Genomic DNA, 23,373 nt, shown 5'->3' with positions numbered 1-23,373 from the left:
TCAAGCTGCTCGCCTTTTTTGCTGTGAATGCTAACTGATAAAACAAAATTACTCATGAAAGTAACGGTAATAATTCCTGTATACAAGGTAGAGAAGTACATTGCAGCAACAGTGCGCTCTGTACTGCAGCAGACATATAGCGATTTTGAGTTGCTGATAGTTGATGATGGCTCTCCAGATGCGAGTGTTGAAGTGTGTCAAAACATTTGTGACCCGCGCATCAAAATCTTACGTCAGCACAATCAAGGACCGGCGGCGGCGCGCAACCTGGGAATACGTCATGCGCAAGGTGAATACATGGCTTTTATTGATGGTGACGACCTGTGGTTGCCACAAAAGCTAGAGAAGCACCTCGAACACTTGCACAATTCACCTGATGTCGGTGTCAGTTTTAGCCGCTCTGCTTTTATTGATGAAGCTGGTCACTCTTTAAATAGCTATCAAATGCCTGTGCTGAGAGACATCAATCCAAATTCTATAGTTTTGTGCAACCCAGTTGGCAATGGTTCAGCACCAGTGGTACGGCGTGCGGTACTTGAAGCAATCAAGTTTGAGTGCGATCGCAATGGCACAACTGAAGATTGCTATTTTGATCCTCAATTGCATCGCTCAGAAGATGTAGAATGCTGGCTACGAATTGCACTGCAGACTACTTGGCAAATTGAGGGGATTCCAGATGTCCTGACGCTATATCGTGTTAATTCAGGAGGGCTTTCTGCTAACTTGTACAAACAGCTAGAGTCGTGGGAGACAGTGCTAGACAAAACGCGTGATTATGCACCTGAGTTCATCGCGCAGTGGGAAAAGCCCGCTAAAGCTTATCAGTTACAGTACTTAGCTCGCACCGCAGTACGTCTTAAAGCAGGTACGATGGCTGCGCAGTTTATTTATCGTACTCTGTTCACATACTGGCGAATTCTACTACAGGAGCCACGCCGTATATTGTTGACTTGGGTGGCTGCACACGCGCTATTGCTTTTACCACAATCTGTTTACTGGCATATGGAAAAGCTTGCTTTAGAAAGGACAGCAGCTATCCAAAAACGTCATATGCTTCAGGAGCTATCTAGATCTCTCTAAAGATTGAAGCTAAAGAGCGATCGCTTCAACCGTATATTTAATGAAATCTATATGCTTATTAAGCATATAAAAAGACTATCTGTGTTGCTCTTCATTGCTTTGTCAATTAGATAACTAATAGTAAAATTAAAACCTAAGAAACAGTGTATTTTAAACTTCCTAAACAAATCAGTGTAGTGCTAAAAGCTAGTAGCTTTTGGCAAGGTAACTATTTAATCATCAGAGAATTCAAGCATTTTCGCCGAATTATTTTATTGGCATTACTATTTACACTCTTAGCAGCAGTTTTTGAAGGCATTGGCGTTGGGTTCATCTTAACCTTTATCCAAAGCTTGACTAATCCTAATGCAACCCCTATCAAAACAGGGATACAAGTATTTGATATCTGGATCTTGGGAGTAAATGCTCCTGCAACTGAGCGACTTTACCGCATATCAGGGCTAATTCTACTGACAACTCTATTTCGTTTAAGCCTGACGTACTTAGGACGACTTTATGTCTACACTTCTCAGTTTACTTTAGCTTATCGGCTGAGTTTAAGAGTATTCGAGCAATTACAGTCACTTAGCTTAAGCTACTTTGTGAAAACAAGAACTGGAAGTCTAGTTAATAGCCTCACCGTTGAAATTAATCAAATTGCCCAAGCTTTTGAGGTAATTTCTATTTTTGTGACTAAAGGTTTAATTCTGACAACTTATGTTGTGTCGATGTTTTTGTTATCTTGGCAGCTAACAATCATTACTGTGATGTTATTTGGTCTGCTATCAGTAGGGATATCTACGCTTCTAAAACAAGTACGAGAAGCAAGTTTTGCCAGATCTAAAGCTAGTCGCTGGTATGTTTCAGTGTCACTGGAGTTCATTAATGGCATTCGTACTGTTCAAGCATTTACAGCACAAGAATTTGAGCGTAAGAGATTTTATCATGCGAGTTCACAACTTTTGCAAGCTGCTACTAAATCTAGATCAGCCCAGGCATTAGTAGAACCTCTCTCAGAAGGAGTAGCTACTGTAATACTCATTTGCTTGTTAATTTTAGCATTCGCTGTTTTGATTCCAAGAGGACAGCTACAAGCAGCTTCACTGCTAACGTTTTTGTTCGTTCTATTACGGCTAATGCCAATTCGACGTCAACTCGATGGAGCTAGAGTAAAATTTAGTAACTTCCAAGGGTCAATTAGCAATATTAAAAAACTACTTCGTACTTACGACAAAGCTTATATCCAGAATGGTCAAACCCAGTTTCCTGGATTGCAGCAAACTATTGAGTTTGTGTCTGTAGACTTTGGATATAACCAAAGTGAATTGGTGTTACGCGACATTACACTAACTATCAATCAGGGACAAATGACAGCACTTGTTGGTGCTTCTGGTGCTGGCAAAAGTACTTTAGCAGACTTAATTCCCAGATTTTACGATCCAATGGGCGGTCAGATTTTGATTGATGGTGTTGATATACGGAAATTTGACCTTAACTCGCTGCGCCAAAAAATCGCTATCGTTAGTCAAGACACGTTCATTTTTAATACTTCTGTGCGTAACAATATTGCTTATGCTTTAGAAGATGTAGACGAAGCGGCAATTTGGGAAGTAGCGCGACAAGCAAATGCTTTGGAATTTATCCGAGAGTTACCCGAAGGTTTTGAAACTCAGCTAGGCGATCGCGGTGTACGGTTATCTGGAGGTCAACGCCAGCGTATTGCGATCGCCCGTGCCTTATTGCGTAATCCAGATATCTTAATCCTAGATGAAGCTACAAGTGCATTAGATTCTGTGTCTGAAAATTTGATTCAAGAATCATTAGAGAAACTTTCTGCTGGTCGAACAGTGATTGCGATCGCCCATCGATTATCTACCATTTTCCAAGCAGACAAGGTAGTAGTACTTGAGCAGGGCAAAATTGTAGAAGAAGGAGGATATCAAGAGTTGCTGAGAAAACAGGGGAAACTGTGGAAATATCATCAGATGCAACACAAATAAGAGCAATCTTGTAAACTTTATAAAAAGAAGTAATGACTTGGCAGAAATAATTATTTTCTAGATTTTTACCTCTAATTCGAGTAAAAGTATCCTTGCTAAACCTTAGATTTCACACTATCAAAACTTTTGAGAAAGTATAATTTATACCTGAACTTTTCGGTATCGACTCTTTTAGAATTTTAGTCAAATATGGTTTTATTGTGATAAAAATCTGAGAAAAATTCTCAAATCATAGTAAACATCCTCATTATCTAATCACTGAATTTAACTAGACTACTTCTATCACTCTACGTAAATTATTTCAGGCTTCACTAGGAAAATTTAAAATTAAATTCAGCAATAATTGACAAATTTTTAATATAGAGAAGATGAAAATATCTATTTTTAACCAAAAAGTTAGAATAATCTATGTCTTTATCCTAACTTTCACTATTTTATTCTCATGTTTTGTTCAGATAAATGCTAAAGCAATATACAAACAAAATGGTGTCGATCCTTGGGTAATGAATGAGCGTATTGGTAAAGGCATCAATCTAAAATCTCAGATTACTTCTAAAGATCCTAGTTGGTGGGTAGCTTGGAACCCAAAGTTACCTTTTCTCGTGAAAGAAGCAGGGTTTAATTCAGTACGTTTATGGATGTACCCAATGAGAAATGCTCAGGGAACTAAGCTAGAGAGTGACTTTTTTGATTCTCTCGATCGTGCTATAAATGATTGCCTTTCTCAAAAACTAGTCGTAGTTCTCACTATGAAAAATCATAAAGAGTTTATAGATGAGCCAGGCAACTATAAGGCTTACTTTCTCTCTTTTTGGGCACAGATTGCTGCTCATTATAAAAATTATTCTGCTAATCTTATTTTTGATATTTTGAATGAGCCTTGCGGTAATTTAAATAGTACCATATGGAACCAATGGATTGCTGATGTTGTTCCTCTAATACGGAAAACTAATCCTAACCGAAACATTATTATTGGTAGTGCTGGCTACAACAATTGGTGGCAACTTGTTAAAAATTTAAAACTTCCAGCTTTTGATAGGCATATTATTGCTCAAATTCATTATTATAAACCATTAAACTTTACACATCAGGGTATTAGCGGCAGAAAAAAAGGATTACTTTGGGGAACAGAAAAAGAATATAAAGAGTTAGCTGTTGCTTTTCAGCAAGTATATCAATGGTCTAAGAAACACAATAAGCCAATCTATGTAGGAGAGTTTGGAGTTAATAATTTTGCACCTCAATACTTACGGTTGAAATGGATCAAAGCAGTTCTTTCAGAAGTAAATGCTAAAGGGTTTTCTTGGTGTTACTATAGTTTTGGTAAAGCTGGACATCCTTGGGCAATATATAATCCTACGGAAAATGAATGGGAAGAACCAGTTACATCCATTCTTCTAGCTAGTAAGATTAAAAGTCTAAATTAGAAAATAAAATTTGTTTAATTTAAATAGTAAAAATTGATAGCTTGAATATCAATATTTTATTTAATTCCAACTGTTTTGTAATCTAGTTAACTATTTAACATAGATAAACACATTAGCTCAGTAAGCAAGTAATACTTTTTTAATAACTTGACATAGATGTAATCATGACAACAAATAAAGCGAATGTTGCTAGTAAAAAAAGTATTTTTATAGTTGGTGCGTCACGTTCTGGGACAACCTTAATCCAGCAAATTCTAAACAAACACTCAGGCGTACATATTACTCCCAGAGAAACTCACTATTTTGATGATTTACGTGTAAAAATGGCTGGTCGCGAGCAACAGGCTCTAAGCTTAGCAGAGATAAAACTTACTGAAGACTACTTTCTTGCTCTTACTCATAAAAGGTATGGGGAAGGTATTCCAGAACAAGGATGGATGGATCGAATAGAGTTACGAATGTTAGCACAGAAGCTTGGTTATGGTACTGACTCGTATTTTGAAGCGTTTTGCCAGCTATCTGCTCAGCGTGATAATAAGACTCAGTGGGGTGAAAAGACACCCAGGCATATTTTTAAACTTTCGGAAATTTTAACTCGCTATCCCAGTGCAAAAGTTATTTGTATGGTTCGCCATCCAGGAGGAGTTATTGCTTCATATCGTGACTGGAGGAATGTTGCTGCTTCTTCTCAAAAAAGTCGAATTACCAACTCTTACAATCCAACAATCATTAGTCTGATGTGGAAAGCAGCTTTCAATGCAGCGCTTCAAGCTCGCGAGCAATTTGGTACAGAGCGTGTTTATATCCAGCGGTTTGAAGACCTCATAACTGCTCCAGAGTCAACGCTTAGTACCCTAACATCATGGTTAGGTTTAGACTATGAACCCTCAATGCTTGAAATTAATTTAGTCAATAGCTCTTACTCTGATAAGCCAAGCTCTTCAAGAGTTGGTTTTTCCAAAGAGCCAGCGTATAGATGGCGAGAGAAACTTGAGCCCACAGAGATTGCCACCTTCCAGTATATCTGCGGTGGTTTATTGAACAAAGTTGGATATGAACAAGAACCCATCTCAGTTCCACCTGTTCTAATCATTGGTTCTTGGATAACTCTACCTTTTGCTGGATTGCGTTCCTTGATTGCTAACAAAAGCCGGATAAGTAATATTTTCAACTATGTTTGGCGTCGATTTTGCCTTGCTTTTAGTCAATAGAGTGGATAATTAATACCATAGTTTTAGAAGTTAAATGAGTGGAAAATTTACTCCACTCATACTTGCACTTGCACTTAATTCTTAAGTTAAACTTTTGTTTTGGATTGATATTATAGGGAAATTTTCACCAAAAAACTTGATAAGCTGCATAGCTTTTCTATATGGAAGCAGTTGCAGTAGCAAAAGTTTAAAAAATATGCGCTGAGTTTCTTTGTCTAGTGCAATCCTGGGATATAATTGGAATGCCTTTTGTATTCGCTGGCTGGCTATCTTAAGCCCATCACGATCTAAAGCGTACTCAAGATATAATTTTGTAAAAAATTGATAGGTTTTTGCTAGGGAGCGGTTCTTGAGAAATTGTAATTCTGCTGGGGCGTTACAAAAAGCTCTGTCAGTGACGGTAAGAATGGCTTTTTCCATTACATCTACTTTAGATGACATAGCTTGTGATGACTTCCGGTAAAGTATTTGATACTTAGGAACAACTACAAAATGACACTGGCGGGCTAGACGGATATTGTAATCCCAATCCTCGGCAGATTTAAGAGAAGCATCAAACTCTCCTGTAGACTCGATAAATTGCCTACGAACAAGAATATTTGAGCCACTGCAGATAAAGTTTTCAACTAATAAGTGAGGATAAATATTACCTTCAAAAAACAGTGGTTTTCCTGCATATAGTAATTTTTCTTCTTCATCGATAAAAACAGTCCAGCTATATGCAGCTCCTGCCTCAGAAGACTCTTGTAAAGCGGCTAACTGTAGTTCTAGTTTATCAGGTGTCCATAAGTCATCTGCATCAATAAATGTAATATAATCTCCCCTTGCGTGAGTAATACCACGATTACGAGCTACAGGAAGACCACCATTTTTATAAGAAAAAACTTTTAATTTTGGTTCAGAAAGTGTACTAAGTAATTCACAAGTTTTGTCAGTTGAGCCATCATCAATCACGATTAACTCAAAATTAGAACAAGTTTGTTTCTGAATAGATTTAATTGTTGTTAAAATGGTTTTTTCTGCGTTATAAGCAGGAATAATAATAGATACATCTACCATGATTTAAGCTCAATATTAAAACTTCTATTTTTCAAACTAAGTGCTTACTCAGTAATTTTCTCATAACTGAGTTTGTAATAACTTGTGAAGTAACATTTGCTAAAATCGAATTAGGTCAACAGATTAGAAGCAAATTTAATAGGTTTATTTTTCAAGATGTAAAGCATGGTATTGCTTATGTTAAAAAGTATAAGTAAATCAAATTATGTTTGACTTACAGGTGTTTTGACTTTCAATGCCATACCCATCATGACTAAACCAGGCCAGAAAAGATAAGTTAATGGATCTAGATTTTCAACAAAACTGAAAACAAACAAAGTTATTAATATGCTTAAACTAACTCTTGCAAGTATATTTTTCTGCGATCGCGCTACCAGCTCAAGAAAACTCCACAACATAGGAAAAGCTAAAGCAGAAAAACCGACTACTCCATGACGAAATAGAAGACCAACCCACGTATGGTGAGTCCCAAGGGGTACACGTAGGATCGCTGAGGCAGCTGACTCAACCATTCCATGACCCCAAATTGGTGCTTGTTGCCATCGATATAAAGACATACTATTTAATACGTCTCTAGTTGCTGAGGATGCACTACGAAAGCTATGAAAATAATTTTTGAAATGATCTACTACATCCAATAACTGCGTGCCTAAAAAACCTAGAAAGAAGCTAGTAGTTCCAGTGGCAATTTGTACTCGGGGTTTAGTAAAGTTCACGAGAAGCCAAGTTAGAACTAAAGTAGCTGGCAAACAAACAATAGCTGCTCTTGATACTGAGCCAATAATCATAATAATAGCAGCAGCTATACCAATCCACCGCCACTTCTTTTGAGGTTCTAAACAAGCGAGGTAAAAGTAAACATTAGCTACTAGCCCCAAAGCAGGAGACCAAGGAGCAAATAAACGTAGGCGAATTTGGCTTCCTCGCACATGATCGAATAACTTTACAGTGTAAAATAACTCGCTTAAACCTCCTATTTTCTGTAAGGGGGAAATATACGTAAAGCCAGCTAAGTTTGTATGTGCTATTAAATATGAGAAAGGAACAATAATTAAAGTTTGCAAGCAAAGAAGGCAAATCGCTCTACATAGTATTTGATGTCGGATATTAAGAAGGCTGCCAATGAGAGGAAATAAGACGAAAAGAGCCCATGTTCTAGCAAAAGAGTTTATAGTTGATTTGATAATCTTGACAGTTCCTAAGTCAAAGTCAAGATGACCCATAATTAGAGCAACTTCCATGACTAACATGGAAGCAGCCCATATCCAAATGGCAAAAGGAATAGTAAGCCTCTTTTCAACTGGTGTGTCGTTTGTTTGCTCCCAAAGTTTTTTGCACGCGTATAACCCTAAAATCCAAGCCATCACAGGTATTACTATGAACTGTGCTCCTAGAAAGTACAGTGCATACGTTCCAACGATGCAATACCAAATTACTTTTTCTTCAAAATTTTGTGGCTTCATGAGATATTAGAGCAGAACGATGTACTATGTTTTTTAGGAAAAGTCTCTGCTTATAGTGGCATTTCCCTTGTGCGCAGAGACTTAGCTTTTTTAAACAATGAACTGTAATGTTTGCGGTAAAAAATTGATAATAAACCAGCAGTTAAAAACAGGGAACCTAATGTTGTCCCTAGCAAAATAAATTGCTTGTTTGGTGCACTAGGGCTTTGCGGTAGACTAGGTTCTGTGAGAACTTGGATAGGAGGAAACGAGCCTAAATTGTCTGAACCACCAAGATCTAAATTGGCTAGTGTAGAGGAAAATATTGCCTCAGAAATGAGTACATCTCGCTGAAGATCGTCTACTACAGACTGATGCTGAGCTAAGTTTTTGAGCCTGTTATCAAGTATTGCTATTTGCTGTTCGATTTCCTTTGCCTGCGCTTGGAGTCCTTGCTTATCTGCTTGAACTAAAACTAACTGTTGAAAAAGTTGTTGTCGAGCGCCACTATTGTTTAGGCTTAGTTGCTCCACATATCCGAGACTAACAGGTTTTCCTAATAGAGACTGACTTCGAGCTAACAAGGCTGCTTCCATAGCATCTCGTTTAGCTTCCTGGTTGATCAAAGCAGGGTTTTCTGATGTGTATCTAGAGCTGAGATCAGCTACAATACCACTCGTTTCTCCGTAATCACTTAATGCTTTTTGAAAATAAGGATCTGTTTGCAAGCTGAAAGCTTCTGTAGCTTGTTGAGCAGACAAACCTAAGTTAGCTGATAGCTGCTGCAAACGAGCATCAGCTTGTTGTTGTTGAGATGCGATGTTAGCTTGTTCCTTGCGTAGCTGTTCAATACTAGAAGAAAGTTGAGTAACTTGTTCGTTAGCGCTCAGACCTGAGCGAGCTTTGTAATCAGACAGGCGTTGCTGCGATTCCTGTAGTTTTTTGCGTGCTGTACCTAGTACTGCTTCAAAGCCAGTGTTTTGGATAGTAGATTCTTGAACTCTTAGCTCGCGAAGTCTGGCATCAAGCGCTTTATGAAGTGCATATGATTTTGCCTGAGCTTCTTCTGGCGTTTCTCCACTAACCTTGAAAGTTACAAGCGTGGTATTAGCAATTCTCTCAACTCGCGGCTTACCAAACTCTTCTAAAGTCATGTTAACTAGAGAGGCAGCAGCTAAACGAACTGGTTCACTCTCTGCAATAAACTTATAATTCTCTCTGGGGTCTTGCGAGGTGTTGCTATATGGAGACTGTACCTGAGTAGAAGTTTGCCCAATTTGAGGTAAATTTACAGATGTTCTTGACTCTGTGCCTGGTAAAGTGGCTGTCCAACTGCTAGTGTAGGTTGGTTGTTGAGTACTCAGATAAGTAAACGCTGACGTCCAAAGTACTGCATTGACAGCCAAACCCAAGAATAAGTAGTTTTTTCCATTCCAGTCTAGTTTTTGACGCCTTGTAGCGCGGTGAGGTATTCTAATAGATTCTGCCATCTTTCTTTTGTTGAAGAGTAGTAAGTGGGAAAAAGTTATTTTTGTCCCCAAGTAGCGCTGTTGTACACTGAAATATCAATCACTTTAACTAGCTGATTTAGCCAACAAGGACTGAAGATAAATCTAGTAATGCCTTGCCCTCGCAATACTCAGGAATTGGAGCATCCATAAGCTTCAAAATTGTTGGTGCAAGATCTAGCGCATGTCCCAGGGGTAATGTAGAACCAGAAGCAATTCCAGGTCCTTTGGCAATTAAGAAACCTTGCGAACGATGACTACCTGTCCGAAAATAGGGTACTGGACCAATACGTCCAAGCGTAGGACTATCCACAACATCTGTAGCATGATCTTCTTGCCAAATAACTACTAAGTCAGCATCCGGTAGCTTAGGATCAACATCAATTGCTGATTGCCGCGTGCGAATAATATTTTTGACTATGGGCGTACCAGTTCGACTATTTCTTAATGCATAAAGTTCTTGGCTTAATTGATCGCAAAGGGCTTCATACTCTGATGGTGCAACAATTCCTTCAGGTTCTCTTCCTTGTAAATTGATGCGAATATAACCTTCTGAAAAACTTGGCAACGCAAATGCTTTCATTTGAGACCAAAATGGTTTATACCAAACTGCAGGTTGGTAGTATAAAGGATCTGATTGCGCTTGTAATTGGAAGGGAGAAATTAAATCGGACTGTTGAGAATTACCAAAAAGCGGCTCAAGGTAATTGAATAATTTAGTCGGAGTGTTGCGGCGCAACGCTCTTTTCAATGGATTAGAGTCATGTTTTAAGCTCCAAAGCATACCCAACGGTCCCCGCTGAATACGTACTCCAGTGAAAGGATGTTTTAACGTTGTTCCCAATTGACCTGCAGCTATTCCTACACGTGCTGGGAAACTCAATCGATAGAGCAACTCTGGTAAAAACACCATACTGGGTAAATCCATAACATTGGCACCCATGCCATGATCGGCAAAAATCAAGATGCGAGCATTTTCTGGTGCTTTAGTTAAGATTTCACCAATGGCTTGGTCTATAGCTTGGAAAACTTCTAGTAAAGGATCTCCAGAAGGGCGATTCAATAGCGCATATAAAGGATGATCTGATTGACTAAGATGCCAAAAATAGTGCCCTGCTGAATGAGTTTCACCAAAGATTGTTAAAAATAAGTCCCAATCTTCTCTTTGCAATAGCTCTTGACAAATAGCAGAACGACGCGAGATCCCAACCTCAAGATTTTTTTGCAGGCGTTTCAACGCAGCTACATCCAGACAACTTGCATGATCTTTATGCAATGCTGGATGTTCTCCATACTTATCAATCAGTTGCTGTAGTAGTTGTGATGGTTGAGATTCACTAGATGTTAAAGGAGCATGCGCTCCCCAAGCAAAAACCTGTACGCCGTTTACTTGATTGGAGGGTCTAGAATGGGGCAGGTCAAATATTCCTACCTTATACTCATCTCCTAATGTATAAAAAGGTGGGTACTCAGCAAAATCGTAAGCACCAATTTCGTCTATCTCATAAGTTCCTTGACGAAGTTTAATAGGTGCCCAATACCCAGTCTTCTGGGGCGAACACCCTGTCAAAAAAGTTGTCCAAGGCGTTTCTGCTCTGTAATAATTGAAATTGTGTAATCGATTATAGGCACCTTGCTCCTTCAAACTACGTAGATTTTTTAAGTATCCTTGAGAAATCCATTGTTCAATTAACGCTGGTTCAGCTGCATCCAAGCCAATTGCAATAACAGGAGTTTTCATATCAACACTGGTTAATCAATGTAATTTAAAAGAGTAAATACAAATAAAACCTTAGATCTTACAAACAAAGTCATGACTAGCCGCAGTCAATAATGCGATTAAGATGTGTTAGTAAATGTATTGCAAATAATTCAGCGAAGCTTTATTTCTAGGTTTAACTAAGAGAGCATCTATCGAATAAAAGTACTGTAATTGTTAGTCAACGCTTACTGAATAGTTAAACTCACATTCATGTTCACTTCAGTATCTTCCTCTGAAACCATAAGGTTGTCGATACAGATAAATTCAGTATTTTTCTATGTAAGAATTAGTCTGCGGTGAATGAGATAGTTGTAATTGGTGCTTTTATAGTAGCTCTGCTGCGATCGCAAAAAAGTGTAGCAATTGCTTGAGGTCTTTGGTCTATAATCTCTAGTCTACACATCTGCCATATCTGCTTCTAAAACCCAACAGAAGTTTAATATTATTTGCATTCATTCCTGAAAAGATTGGTACTATTCAAGCAAGTAGTAGATACAGTAGAGAAAAATGCACTCGCTGTGATGGTAGTTTACAGCGCGCATTATGCTAGTTAATGATTAATTATTAATTATTGCTACCCTAGCCATTAACTATTGACCTATAACTATCTTTAATTCTACCTATTTATTTATGTTATTAAACAAGTTTCAATTAGTGTCTCACCTAATAACTACACAATAGTCATATTTTATTGTAATGAAATTATATAACTATGCTATTGGAATAAAGATCTTGAGTTCATAACAGACAATATACTAACTTATATTTCCTTTTATACATATACACTTTTAAATAGAAAACTTTTGTTCAATGCTACACAGCATTTAATTCATCAGATTTTTGACCTTCTCATGTACGAGATTAACAATATTACTGTTTAACTATGTTATATATTTAGTTATACATTTAAACCATATTACTATCAAATCTGCCTTTGATAGAATTAGTAGTAGATGTAAAATATTAATGATTTAATTAATCTTTATTAACTCTCTAGAAAAGTTTTCTAGATAACATACTTAGAAAAGCAGTATAACTTAATGTAGTACTTGTTGAACCTACTCAAAACCTAATTTGGTGAAAAATCTATGTAAGTTCTAATACACGTAGCTATATTACTAAGCAGGATTATTTTAGAACTTTTCTATTATCAATTCTTGCTTGATAGCTTGATTCAAACCTAACGTATTTCTGCTTCACTAAACACAAGACATTGTGATTTAGATCACTGACATTAAGTATTAATTAATTTAAGAGTTGGTGTAGTGGTGAATCAGCTAAAGGTAGCCATAGATAAGTCAGCACGAATGTATTCGTTCAAATTTTTCTTTTTACCTTAGTACAGGTAAAGTTGGTTACTTAGCTGAAGCTTACCGATAACTTCAGCTATTGCGGTGATGTAACGTAATAACTTGAGGGGGATAACTAGATCATTGTTTAGGTTAGTACCGTCCTTTGTGAATTTGGTAAATGTGAAAAAGTAGAGCTGTTGTGAAACGCTTTTCTTCTATACCTCCCAAAATCTATGAGAACAATACCTTTAAAATTAACTTGATTTCTGCTTAGGAAGACATTGATAGTATGCTGTTATTTCATTTCAATAATTCAATGACTTCAATATGGGACTACAACTGTAGAAAAGCCATAGACATACAGCGAGCCAATTAGTTAGGTTCGATAGATAACTGCTAGCCTTTTATAGCCAAGCTTTACTCTCTAGAATATGCTTGTAATCCTAATAACACCAAATGAGTCAGCATTTCTATTTGCGATCGCTGGCTTGTAACCGCAAGCTGATTAACTTGCTCAATAGGTATCTGTTGTTGTAGTAACGCTAAAGATTGCTCTAATTCTTGAGCTAAAGTGCGGTTGTTACTACGAGCATTGTCTCGTAATTGTTGACCAACGGGTGACAACAATAGAAAGCTTAACAAACCAGAAATAAACCCAGAACGAGAGTTGCGTTCGCGCTGTGCTTGAATCTGAATAGCTCTTAGCAGTTCTTCTGACATATAAAAGGTTGGACGACTGGTTGCATCAGGATTGTGCCGTCCGTAACCATTGGTTCTCGCTTTATCTTCTGAATGTGAAGGATACATCAAGCTCTCTTTTAATAAACACTTACTTCCTTATGTATCAATTTTATAAATATGGCTAGTCAATAAAGTTCTGGAAATCAAGATAATAAACTCTGTTAATGAAATATGAAAGTTCTGAAACAAAAATTACAACAAAAGGTTATGGTTAATTAGTTACGTATTTCTTCGTTAAGAGAACACTAAATTCTGTAAAGTATGAGTTTTTTTATGAACTTTAGCAAAATTACTTACTAATTGTTTTCTAAAGAACAGTTTTGCTATATTATTGTTTACTAAAGTATGATTTATAGCTGCAATACTTCACCTTAAAATCCCGTCAATATGATGGTACAAAGAGTAATTTTTTCATCCCGAATAATCTATTTTTCTTCAGTACCCTAATCTTACTGAATTAGAAAAATAAAATATTTAATCAGAAACTTTGTTCTGCGGTAGAGCAACAAACTGTAAGCAAGTAGAGGTAAAGATGAACTATTCGGAATCTGACTTAGACTTAGATAGTAAAGAAGAATTTAAGGCTGCAGATATTGCCGTTTTTGCTACAAAAGGAAGTTATTTAACAGATATACAAAAAATTATTCTCAAGGGTGCTTGGTTAGGTTATACATATGAAGAGATTGCTGACAAAGAGGGATACAGTGACAACTATTTGAAACGTGATGTCGGACCTAGATTATGGAAAATCCTTTCCGATGCTTTAGGAGAAAAAGTTAGTAAAAAGAACTTTCGCACTGCGTTACAGCGAAAATTAGAAGAAGTAAAATCGTTACCACCTCAAGAAAGAAAAATTACTGAAACTCGGAGGGATTGGGGAGAAGCAGCAGATGTGGCAATCTTTTATGGTCGTACTCAAGAGATATCTGCATTAGAGCAATGGATTGTCAGCGATCGCTGTCGTGTAGTCACAATTTTAGGTAGAGGAGGCATTGGCAAAACAGCCTTATCGGTTAAGTTAGCCCAGCAGGTACAAGACAAGTTTGAGTATGTTATTTGGCGATCCCTACATCATGCTCCACCAATTAAAGATACCTTGGCGGAACTCATTTATTTTCTTTCGCAAAACAAAGAAACTGATTTACCAGAAAATATTAGTTTACGTGTTTTAAGATTACTAGATTACCTACGCAAACACCGCTGTCTGCTTGTGCTTGATGGCTTTGATACTATTTTACATAACAATAATAACAAGGAATTTCACCGAGAATCCGAAGGGTACTTACAGTTAATTGGGTGTATAGGAGAAACATTGCATCAAAGTTGTTTGCTATTAACTAGTCGAGAGAAGCCAAGAAATTTGTTTTTGGAAGAAGGCGAACAACGCATAAAAACATTGTACTTAGGTGGGTTAAACCTAGAAGAAGGTCAGCAAATTATTAAATCTAGCCAATTGTATGGAACTGAGGCAAGCTTTGAAAAAATCATGAAAATTTATGGGGGCAATCCTTTGTTATTAAAGATGGTTGCTCCTATTATTCAAGATGTCTTTGATGGTAATGTTACAGACTTCTTAAATTCAGGTAAAACAGTTTTTAGCAATATTAAAAATCTCTTCGACCAAGATTTTGAGCGTCTATCAGGGATGGAGCAAGATATTATGTACTGGTTAGCAATTAACCGCAAGCCAGTTTCCTTACGAGAACTAACCGAAGATATTCTTCAAGAAGTACACCCCCTAGAGTTGGCTGAGGCTCTAGAGTCCCTGCGACAACGTGCGTTGATTGAAAAGTATTCAGGACTATTTACACAACAACCTGCGATCGCTGAATACGTGACAGACCGCTTTATTAAGCAAATATGTTTAGAGTTGAAGACACAACAATTAGTACTTTTCAGAAGTCATGCCCTAGTAAAAGCTCAAGCAAAAGAATATATTAGAAATGCACAAACTCGCTACATTTTGCAACCAATAATTAATCAGCTTTTTGCTGACATGGGAAGTCGTAAGAGTATTACCAACCACCTCAACAAAATTATCAAAAGCTTGCAAGAGCGATCGCCGCTGCAACCAGGGTATACCGGAGGTAATATCCTCAATCTATTGGGTCACATGCAAGTTGATCTTAATGGATATGACTTCTCTCATCTAAACATATGGCAAGCTTGTCTTGATATCGATTTACATCAAGTGAACTTGGCGTCCTCAAATATAGATAAGTCGGTCTTCTTAGCAAATTTTGGTAGTCTTCTAGCAATCGAATTTAGTTCTAATGGACAATTTTTGACTGTGGTTGACACTAGTGGTGCAACATACATCTGGCACGTTCCTCAGATGAAGCTACAACATCTGAGTAAGGGATGCAATACATGGTTACGTGTCGCAAATATAAGTCCAGATGGGCAAACACTGGTTTTTGCTAGCGATCGCACAGTGAAGTTGGGTGATATCAATACAGGTCAATGTCTCAAATCTTTGCACGGACATCTTAATCCAGTCTGCGCGCTCGCAGTAAGTTCTGACAGTCAAGTTCTTGCGAGTGCAAGTTGTGATGGCATCAAACTATGGTCTGCGGATACTGGAGAATCTATTGCCACTTTGCGTGGAGGTGTGAATCAAATAACCTCATTGACGTTTAGTCCTAATGGTGAAGTTCTGATCAGTGGTAGCAGCACCGGAACAATCGAGTTATGGTCTGTTAGCTCGCAAAAACGGCTGACAACTTTGCAACAGCATACCGGCAAAATTTTATCAATGGCAATGAGTCCCGACGGTCAAATCTTAGCCAGTGGGAGTAGCGATCGCACAGCCAAACTGTGGTCAGTTAGCACAGGTGAATGTCTCAAGACATTACAAGACCATACAAACGAAGTTCAATCAGTAGCGTTTAGTCCCGACGGTCAAATCTTAGCTAGTGGGAGTAGCGATCGCACAGCCAAACTGTGGTCAGTCAACACAGGTAAATGTCTCAAAACCTTAAAAGGACACACAAGTCAAGTCCGAGCAGTTACCTTTAATCCTGATGGTCAAACACTAGCAAGCAGTAGTAACGACCAACAGATCAAATTATGGGAGATGAGTACTGGTCAATGCGTCAGAACTTTAAACGCTCATCAGAACTGGGCTGCAGCCCTCGCTTTTAGTCCTAATGGGCTGATGGCAAGTGGTGGTAATGATACATCTATTAGATTGTGGAATCCTCAAGATGGCGAAAATATCAAAATCTTGCCAGGTCATACTAGCCGAATACAGTCGGTTGCTTTCAGCCCAGATAATCAAACTTTAGTGAGTGCGAGCAACGATCAAACATTAAGATTATGGTCAGTTAGCACGGGTGAATGTCTGACAACCTTACATGGGCATCAAGATCAAGTGCGCTCGGTGGCGTTTCTTCCCGATAGCTTGACGATTGTGAGTGGTAGTGATGACTGTAGCGTAAAGTTATGGGATGTCACAACAGGAGAATGCTTAAGGACAATGCATCATCCTAGCCAGGTGCGTACAATCGCAGTGAGTTTAGATGGTCAAATCATCATTAGTGGTAGCACTGATCGAACCGTGAGAGTTTGGCACGTTTCTACTCATCAATGCTACCAAGCTCTACACGGACATACAGCTAGCATCAAGTCTGTCGCCTTGAGTCCTGATGGTCAGATTTTAGCGAGCGGCAGTGATGATGGTATTGTTAAGCTTTGGGATGTCAAGACAGGTCAATGTTTGCAGTCGCTCTTAGCCGATCCGAGTACGATCTGGTCAGTTGTGTTTAGCCCTGATGGTCAAATGTTAGCAACGAATGGCGATCGCTGTAGTGTTAAGCTATGGGATGTCACAACGGGTGAATGTTTACAATCGCTGCAAGGACATAAAAGTTGGGTAAGAACGATCGCCTTTAGTCCTGATGGTCAAGTGGCAAGTAGTAGCCAAGACGAAACAATAAAGTTTTGGCATAAGACTGGACAATGTCAGAAAACATTAAGAACTACTAGACCTTATGAAAATATGAACATTACTGATATCGAAGGTTTAACTAACGCGCAAAAAACTACTTTAAGAGCGTTGGGAGCTATCGAGTTATCATAGCCAACATCATGCTAGCTTTTCATTATCCAATTAATCGGATATAACACATTGCTAGAGTAAAAGACAGTCAAGAGTTCTGTTCACAAAAGTAGGGGTTTGGTGTTCCAAACCCTTATTTGAGTTTTAATGGTATCAGTTGCTTTGACCACAAATCCCTTTGCCTTCAGGTAAGGAAATTGAAAGAAAAAACCTCTTCTCCTATCATTGAGAGAAGAGAGGGAGAATGAGATGTATTCCAGTTAAATTTACCTTACTTGCGATGATTGAAGTGAAGGTAGATAACTATCTAAACGTGAAAAAACTTTTTGTTTAACGTATTTTATAAAACTCGTTCTATAGCTAACTATATCTTCATCTACTTCTTGTAATCTTTCCGTGATAAATTGTAGAACTTGCTCTGCTCTATTATCCCAAGTCAAGTCCTGCACCTCTTGAAAAGCACATTCAGCAATAGTATCAGCTAGCACAGGATTTTCAAATAAGCTTAATATAGCTTCTTTAAAAGAAATAGGATCATCTGGCTCTGCTAAAATCACATTTTGTTGATCTCGTGCTACTGTCATTATTGTTGGTAATGCTGAAGCTACAATTGGTCTTCGAGAAACCATATAGTCGAAAAGCTTAAGCGGACAAGTTGCTCCAGCTAAATCCCAATACTTACTTGTAGGAAGGATCAGTACATCTGCTGCATATAAGTAAGAAGCTAGTTTTGTTTGATGTACGTGACCCACAAGCGTTATATTACTTAAGCCAATTTTTTGGTAAGCTGTTTGTACTTTCTGAACATCATCAGCCCATCCTCCAACAAGTACAAATTTATACTCTGGAAGAAGACGAGCTGTTTCCAAAATTGTTGGAATACCTTTATAATCGTACAAGTGTCCTGAATACACAACTATTTTATCTTCTTGGCAAATAGATAGTTCTTTTCGAGCTAATTGTTTATCTTGATAAGGTAGAAAGTTCTTCAGATCAACTGCATTAGCTGCAACTAGGATTTTGTTCTTCAGCAATCCATTGTCGATATAGTTTTCGGCTAACTGAGGTAAGGTAGTAACAACACCAAGCAAGTTTTGATCAGCAAAAATTTTTTGATAAAAAGACTTTGACTCTTCTGGTATCGGTTCGTGCCACTCCCATAAAACAGGTATGCCAATCTTTAGTAAGATATCAGCAATAGCAGGAGTACGAGTATATACAACAGAGGGGGATTTCAAGCAAGCATATAAAATAGCTATTTTATAAAAGGTTTGATTTTCATAATTATGAGGAAACGGATACCTGAATTTGACGTGGATTGGCAAGCGTACAAGCTTAAATTTATGATGTAACCCGTACCAGTTTTGAAATTCTGAATTCATACCTTGAATAGCTGAAAAAGCATCACCAGCAGTAACTAACTCAAAATTTTTAATTTTTTGAGAAAAAGCCTGTGCCATTTTAGCAATTTGTACGGTATGAGCCATCTTTGATGGCAAATTACCTTTTGATAGATATATTAAGCTCTTTAATGTTTGCATGTTTTTCTGCTCATTTAATTATTTTTATTTTTCTTGTAACTCAAAGATTAAAAAAATAGAAAAATAAGGTTTTTGATATTTTATTAAAAACTAATTTGTTGTAGTTACATAAAAGTTCAGCAGTTTGTCTGTTTGACAAATCAAAATTCAAAAGATGGTCACTATTATCACACCTTTTATTGAGTAATTAGTAAAAAAAGATAAGCTATAAAATTGATTTAATTCATTATTCGCCTCTGATTGAAGTAAGAACTTTACTTTCAAACTCCGTTGACAAACGGGTGATTCATTTATCTTGGAGAGAAAAGCGTTGATTATAAATCTGGTATCTCTAAGTGCATGGGCAAGTATCGTTACATTCTGTTTAACAAGCCATATGGTGTTTTAAGCCAATTTACTGATAGTAGTGGCGCAGCAAGACATACGCTTAAGGACTATATAGCGGTTCCTGGAGTGTATCCGGTTGGGCGCTTAGATTGGGACAGTGAAGGTTTGATGCTATTAACCGATTGCGGACAGATGCAACATCGTCTCTCACATCCCCAGTTTCGGCATCCTCGTACATATTGGGTACAAGTTGAAAGGATTCCTGACGCTGCGGCGTTGCGTCAATTACAGCAAGGAGTCGTCATTAATAACTACCAAACGCAACCAGCATTAGTGCGTTTATTCGATATTGAACCAGCGATTCCACCGCGATCGCATCCTATTCGCTTTCGCAAAAATGTTCCCACCGCTTGGTTAGAAATGACACTGACAGAAGGTAAAAATCGTCAGGTTCGCAAAATGACTGCAAAAGTAGGGTTTCCGACTTTAAGATTAGTTCGAGTGGCGATCGCTTACCTGCAACTAGGAGATCTTCAACCTGGTCAATGGCGCTATCTAACTTCTGAGGAAGAATCTTTATTAAAACTGTGGCAACAACGGCAGCAACGAAATTAGTATTATAGACTTTGATTACCTTATCTTCAAATTAGTCGCGATAACTAAATTAAATGCATAACTGCTTAGTAATTGTGGGCAGGAGCAACAAATTGTGGCAACTTGGAGGATGTAGCCAATGACATGCCATAGTGCCTCAAAGCTGTTTATAATATGCTGATTTGCCCCCAGTGTCAGTTTGAGAACCCAACCAACAATAAGTTCTGCCAACAGTGCGGTACTTCGCTTACGCATAAACCTTGTGCAAAGTGCGGCACAACTGTGGCACTCAATCAAGAACGATGCCACAACTGCAATGCTGTTACCGGAACGATTTGGTTCGCAACTGCTCAAAATCAATCCTCGTTGATTTCTTCTACTGCGAGTGAGACGCCATGTCAAACAGACACTGTAGCAACTGTAGACGAAACCTCTGATTTAGCAGTACAAAATATACCGCTTCCTGTTTTGCCAAAACTAGAAGTTGGGGCGTTTTTAGATCAACAGCAACGCTATCAAATCCTTGACGTACTCACAGCATCAGCAGACCAAACAGAAATCTGCTGGCGAGTTCTTGATTGTCAACCATTGCAAGTATCGCCCCTCCTCGCAGGTGCAGCAGCCGTGGAAGAAGTTCCGGCGATCGCAAAAACTTATCTAACGCTACAATCACAACTCCAACAAGTTGTTCCAGCGATTCATGATGCATGGCAAAGTGACGATGTGGAATTTGTGTTGATTGAGGATCGTTCTCATTGGCAACAGCTTGTAACTCTCTGGCAAGATAACCAAACTTCTCCTCTGCAAATCTTGTATTGGCTGCACGAGATGACGCAACTTTGGGTAGCACTTGAACCTTGGCAATGTCAGCAAAGCTTGTTGGAACTCGCTAATCTGCGGGTAGACGAAGATGGAGTACTTGCACTACAGCGTTTGTACAATAAACCTGATGCTGGAATAACACTGCACGACTTAGGCGATCTCTGGTATCAGCTATTTCAAGAGTCTCAACGAACTCAATTAGGCTTACTCGTTGAATTAATTAACGCGCTACAAAGCGGTAGCATTCAATCGATAGACGAGGTGCGATCGCACTTAGAATCGATTGCTGCAGAATTTCAAGACCAGTTTGCCCCCACAACAACATCGTTATCTTCCGATTCTGCAGAAACACTTGATGATGTACAAGAAGTAGGAGACACGCAAATTTATACTGAAAGCATGCCAACACTATTACTACCCGTAGCATTATTTAGCTTAGAAGATGCAGGAAGTACAGATGTCGGTCGCCAACGCGAACACAATGAGGACTTTTTTGGTATTGAGACGACAATTCATAAACTTGATACTCCTGGCGATCGCACTCTGCAGGCACGTGGGCTATACATTCTTTGTGATGGCATGGGCGGACATGCTGGTGGCGAAGTCGCTAGCAAACTTGCAGTACATACTCTCAAACAATACTTTGAAAGTCATTGGCAATCCGATCGACTACCTGATGAAAATACAATTCGCGAAGCTGTGCAATTGGCAAACCAAGCAATTTACGACCTCAACCAACAAGATGCCCGCGCAGGCGTCGGGCGCATGGGTACAACTTTAGTCATGGCTTTGATTCAAAATACTCAAGTTGCTGTTGCTCATGTTGGTGATAGTCGTCTTTACCGTTTATCACGTCAGTATGGACTCGAACAAGTAACGACAGATCACGAAGTCGGGCAACGCGAAATTTTACGTGGGATAGAACCTGATGTTGCCTATGGGCGTCCTGATGCTTACCAACTCACGCAAGCCTTAGGACCACGAGAAGCAAGTTATGTTAGTCCTGATGTTCAGTTTCTTGAACTCAGCGAAGATACATTACTGATATTAACCTCTGATGGTCTTTCAGATAATGACCTTGTAGAACATCACTGGCACACGCACTTAGAACCACTTCTAAGTTCAGAAGCAAATTTAACTCAAGGTCTTGCCAATTTAATTGATTTAGCAAATCATTACAATGGTCACGATAACATCACAGCAATCTTAATTCGGGCAAAAGTTCGTCCGAAACGCGACGACGCGGAACCAACAATACCTTTAACTTAATTTTCACTACGATACTTTAGTCTTTTCATCTTATCTTATTTGGTGTGGTCGCACTGTACTTATTAGATCCTCAACAAAAAACACCACTACAGCAGTGGCAGTTTGAAAATCAATCGCTAATTCGGATTGGTCGTTCTCCAGACAATGACGTCGTATTAAGTGACTTGATGGTTTCCCGCTATCATCTTGAACTACAGCGCGTTCAAACCGGACATCAAAGTGCTTGGCATCTGACTAATCGAGGAACAAATGGCACTTTTCTAGATGGTACTTTGGTGACACAAAGTCCTGTTGCTGATAATTCTATTATTCAGTTGGCGCGAGGCGGTCCTCTCCTCAGATTTCAGATGAATCCACAAGGAAAGATTGCTACAACTTCTAGCTTGCGCTGCGATCATAGGGGAAATTCGGCTAACAGCCTTTTTTGTAGTCGCTGCGGTCAACCGCTTACAGTTTTGCGCCAAATTCGACAATACCAAGTGCTACGTACCCTTGGACAAGGAGGTATGGGAACAACTTATTTAGCATGGGATGCTACCAAAACAATCACCGAACATCCCCAACTTCTTGTCTTAAAAGAAATGAATGCGGATATGGCAAAAATTGCCAAAGCACGAGAGTTATTTGAACGCGAAGCGCGTACTTTAGCTGCATTACAGCATTCAGGTATTCCTCAGTATTATGATTTTTTTCTCCAAGATGGTAAGAAATATCTAGCAATGGAACTGATCCACGGTCAAGATCTCGAAAGGCTCGTACTAGAGCGAGGACCTGTAACACCAGCACAAGCGATCGCTTGGATGCTGCAAACTTGTGACGTATTAGAGTACATTCATACTCAAGATCCTCCTCTAATTCACCGTGATATTAAACCTGCCAATTTACTAGTACGCCGCGCAGATAACCATATCGTAGTCCTAGACTTTGGTGCAGTTAAGGAAAGTAGTACGGCTCCGGCAACTCGGATCGGTGCAGAAGGATTTGCTGCGCCTGAACAAGAGCGAGGGCAACCATTGATTCAGTCAGATCTTTATGCAGTAGGTGCTACATTAATTTTTCTACTGACTGGTGAAACTCCCTTTAAGTTTCTTAAACAACGTGGTAAAGGATATTACTTTGATGTCTCTAGTGTCCCCACAATTACACCACAACTGCGAAGAGTGATTGAAAGAGCAACAGATCCTACCCCCAGCGATCGCTATGCTACCGCCAAAGAACTCGCTGCTGCTCTAAAATCAGCGCATTAACTTGCGATAATA

The 23,373-nt window shown here is 38.7% G+C and carries 14 protein-coding genes; 8 read left to right on the top strand and 6 right to left on the bottom strand.

Features of this window, described 5'->3' with window-relative positions; genetic code table 11:
* The first annotated feature begins 54 nt into the window (after positions 1 to 54).
* From CSQ79_RS02280 to CSQ79_RS02265, 4 genes are all read left to right on the top strand, one after another.
* Complete coding sequence (locus CSQ79_RS02280) at positions 55 to 1,080, top strand: glycosyltransferase family 2 protein (protein WP_289500327.1); 1,026 nt, start codon at positions 55 to 57, stop codon at positions 1,078 to 1,080.
* Positions 1,081 to 1,223: 143 nt separating this feature from the next.
* The gene (gene hepA / locus CSQ79_RS02275; protein ID WP_099699563.1) at positions 1,224 to 3,059 is read left to right on the top strand and encodes a heterocyst formation ABC transporter subunit HepA; all 1,836 of its coding nucleotides are present in this window, start codon (positions 1,224 to 1,226) and stop codon (positions 3,057 to 3,059) included.
* Positions 3,060 to 3,427: 368 nt separating this feature from the next.
* Entirely contained in the window at positions 3,428 to 4,486 is a 1,059-nt protein-coding gene (locus tag CSQ79_RS02270; protein ID WP_099699562.1) for a glycoside hydrolase family 5 protein, read from the top strand.
* A gap of 164 nt (positions 4,487 to 4,650) precedes the next feature.
* The gene (locus CSQ79_RS02265) at positions 4,651 to 5,697 is read left to right on the top strand and encodes a sulfotransferase family protein (RefSeq protein WP_099699561.1); all 1,047 of its coding nucleotides are present in this window, start codon (positions 4,651 to 4,653) and stop codon (positions 5,695 to 5,697) included.
* 81 nt (positions 5,698 to 5,778) lie between these two features.
* Here CSQ79_RS02265 and CSQ79_RS02260 read toward each other — a convergent pair whose 3' ends face one another.
* From CSQ79_RS02260 to CSQ79_RS02240, 5 genes are all read right to left on the bottom strand, one after another.
* Positions 5,779 to 6,756: a glycosyltransferase family 2 protein gene (locus CSQ79_RS02260; RefSeq protein WP_099699560.1), complete on the bottom strand. Its 978-nt coding sequence runs from the start codon at positions 6,754 to 6,756 to the stop codon at positions 5,779 to 5,781.
* Between the two features lie 203 nt (positions 6,757 to 6,959).
* Positions 6,960 to 8,219 (bottom strand): O-antigen ligase family protein, encoded by a 1,260-nt coding sequence (locus tag CSQ79_RS02255; protein WP_099699559.1) that lies wholly within the window; start codon positions 8,217 to 8,219, stop codon positions 6,960 to 6,962.
* A gap of 50 nt (positions 8,220 to 8,269) precedes the next feature.
* A complete protein-coding gene (locus CSQ79_RS02250; protein ID WP_099699558.1) occupies positions 8,270 to 9,688 on the bottom strand; it encodes a GumC family protein in 1,419 nt (472 codons plus the stop codon).
* A gap of 97 nt (positions 9,689 to 9,785) precedes the next feature.
* Positions 9,786 to 11,447: an alkaline phosphatase family protein gene (locus tag CSQ79_RS02245; RefSeq protein WP_099699557.1), complete on the bottom strand. Its 1,662-nt coding sequence runs from the start codon at positions 11,445 to 11,447 to the stop codon at positions 9,786 to 9,788.
* A gap of 1,730 nt (positions 11,448 to 13,177) precedes the next feature.
* On the bottom strand, positions 13,178 to 13,567 hold the full coding sequence (locus tag CSQ79_RS02240; RefSeq protein ID WP_099699556.1) for a hypothetical protein: 390 nt from the start codon (positions 13,565 to 13,567) through the stop codon (positions 13,178 to 13,180).
* A 466-nt stretch (positions 13,568 to 14,033) separates the two neighbouring features.
* Here CSQ79_RS02240 and CSQ79_RS02235 point away from each other — a divergent pair, with 466 nt between their 5' ends.
* Entirely contained in the window at positions 14,034 to 17,582 is a 3,549-nt protein-coding gene (locus CSQ79_RS02235; protein WP_099699555.1) for a WD40 domain-containing protein, read from the top strand.
* A gap of 245 nt (positions 17,583 to 17,827) precedes the next feature.
* Here CSQ79_RS02235 and CSQ79_RS02230 read toward each other — a convergent pair whose 3' ends face one another.
* Positions 17,828 to 19,102, bottom strand: coding sequence for a glycosyltransferase (locus CSQ79_RS02230; protein WP_099699554.1), 1,275 nt, complete (start codon positions 19,100 to 19,102; stop codon positions 17,828 to 17,830).
* A 339-nt stretch (positions 19,103 to 19,441) separates the two neighbouring features.
* On the opposite strand from CSQ79_RS02230, the gene CSQ79_RS02225 reads away from it, so the two are divergent.
* From CSQ79_RS02225 to CSQ79_RS02215, 3 genes are all read left to right on the top strand, one after another.
* Positions 19,442 to 20,044, top strand: a complete 603-nt coding sequence (locus CSQ79_RS02225; RefSeq protein ID WP_099699553.1) for a pseudouridine synthase — start codon at positions 19,442 to 19,444, stop codon at positions 20,042 to 20,044.
* 153 nt (positions 20,045 to 20,197) lie between these two features.
* A complete protein-coding gene (locus tag CSQ79_RS02220) occupies positions 20,198 to 22,114 on the top strand; it encodes a serine/threonine phosphatase (RefSeq protein ID WP_099699552.1) in 1,917 nt (638 codons plus the stop codon).
* A gap of 44 nt (positions 22,115 to 22,158) precedes the next feature.
* The gene (locus CSQ79_RS02215; protein ID WP_099699551.1) at positions 22,159 to 23,361 is read left to right on the top strand and encodes a protein kinase domain-containing protein; all 1,203 of its coding nucleotides are present in this window, start codon (positions 22,159 to 22,161) and stop codon (positions 23,359 to 23,361) included.
* The last annotated feature ends 12 nt before the right edge of the window (positions 23,362 to 23,373 follow it).

Origin of the sequence: Gloeocapsopsis sp. IPPAS B-1203 (assembly GCF_002749975.1) — a bacterium.
Classification (GTDB): Bacteria; Cyanobacteriota; Cyanobacteriia; order Cyanobacteriales; family Chroococcidiopsidaceae; genus Gloeocapsopsis.
This window is presented reverse-complemented; position numbering and strand designations above follow the sequence as displayed.

What these genes read in the sequence shown, in the direction of transcription:
- CSQ79_RS02270 (WP_099699562.1), top strand. Translation starts at nt 3,428, where the DNA reads ATGAAAATATCTATTTTTAACCAAAAAGTTAGAATAATCTATGTCTTT.
- CSQ79_RS02235 (WP_099699555.1), top strand. Translation starts at nt 14,034, where the DNA reads ATGAACTATTCGGAATCTGACTTAGACTTAGATAGTAAAGAAGAATTT.
- CSQ79_RS02240 (WP_099699556.1), bottom strand. Translation starts at nt 13,567, where the DNA reads ATGTATCCTTCACATTCAGAAGATAAAGCGAGAACCAATGGTTACGGA.
- CSQ79_RS02280 (WP_289500327.1), top strand. Translation starts at nt 55, where the DNA reads ATGAAAGTAACGGTAATAATTCCTGTATACAAGGTAGAGAAGTACATT.
- CSQ79_RS02255 (WP_099699559.1), bottom strand. Translation starts at nt 8,219, where the DNA reads ATGAAGCCACAAAATTTTGAAGAAAAAGTAATTTGGTATTGCATCGTT.
- CSQ79_RS02220 (WP_099699552.1), top strand. Translation starts at nt 20,198, where the DNA reads ATGCTGATTTGCCCCCAGTGTCAGTTTGAGAACCCAACCAACAATAAG.
- CSQ79_RS02245 (WP_099699557.1), bottom strand. Translation starts at nt 11,447, where the DNA reads ATGAAAACTCCTGTTATTGCAATTGGCTTGGATGCAGCTGAACCAGCG.
- CSQ79_RS02225 (WP_099699553.1), top strand. Translation starts at nt 19,442, where the DNA reads ATGGGCAAGTATCGTTACATTCTGTTTAACAAGCCATATGGTGTTTTA.
- CSQ79_RS02230 (WP_099699554.1), bottom strand. Translation starts at nt 19,102, where the DNA reads ATGCAAACATTAAAGAGCTTAATATATCTATCAAAAGGTAATTTGCCA.
- CSQ79_RS02250 (WP_099699558.1), bottom strand. Translation starts at nt 9,688, where the DNA reads ATGGCAGAATCTATTAGAATACCTCACCGCGCTACAAGGCGTCAAAAA.
- CSQ79_RS02260 (WP_099699560.1), bottom strand. Translation starts at nt 6,756, where the DNA reads ATGGTAGATGTATCTATTATTATTCCTGCTTATAACGCAGAAAAAACC.
- CSQ79_RS02265 (WP_099699561.1), top strand. Translation starts at nt 4,651, where the DNA reads ATGACAACAAATAAAGCGAATGTTGCTAGTAAAAAAAGTATTTTTATA.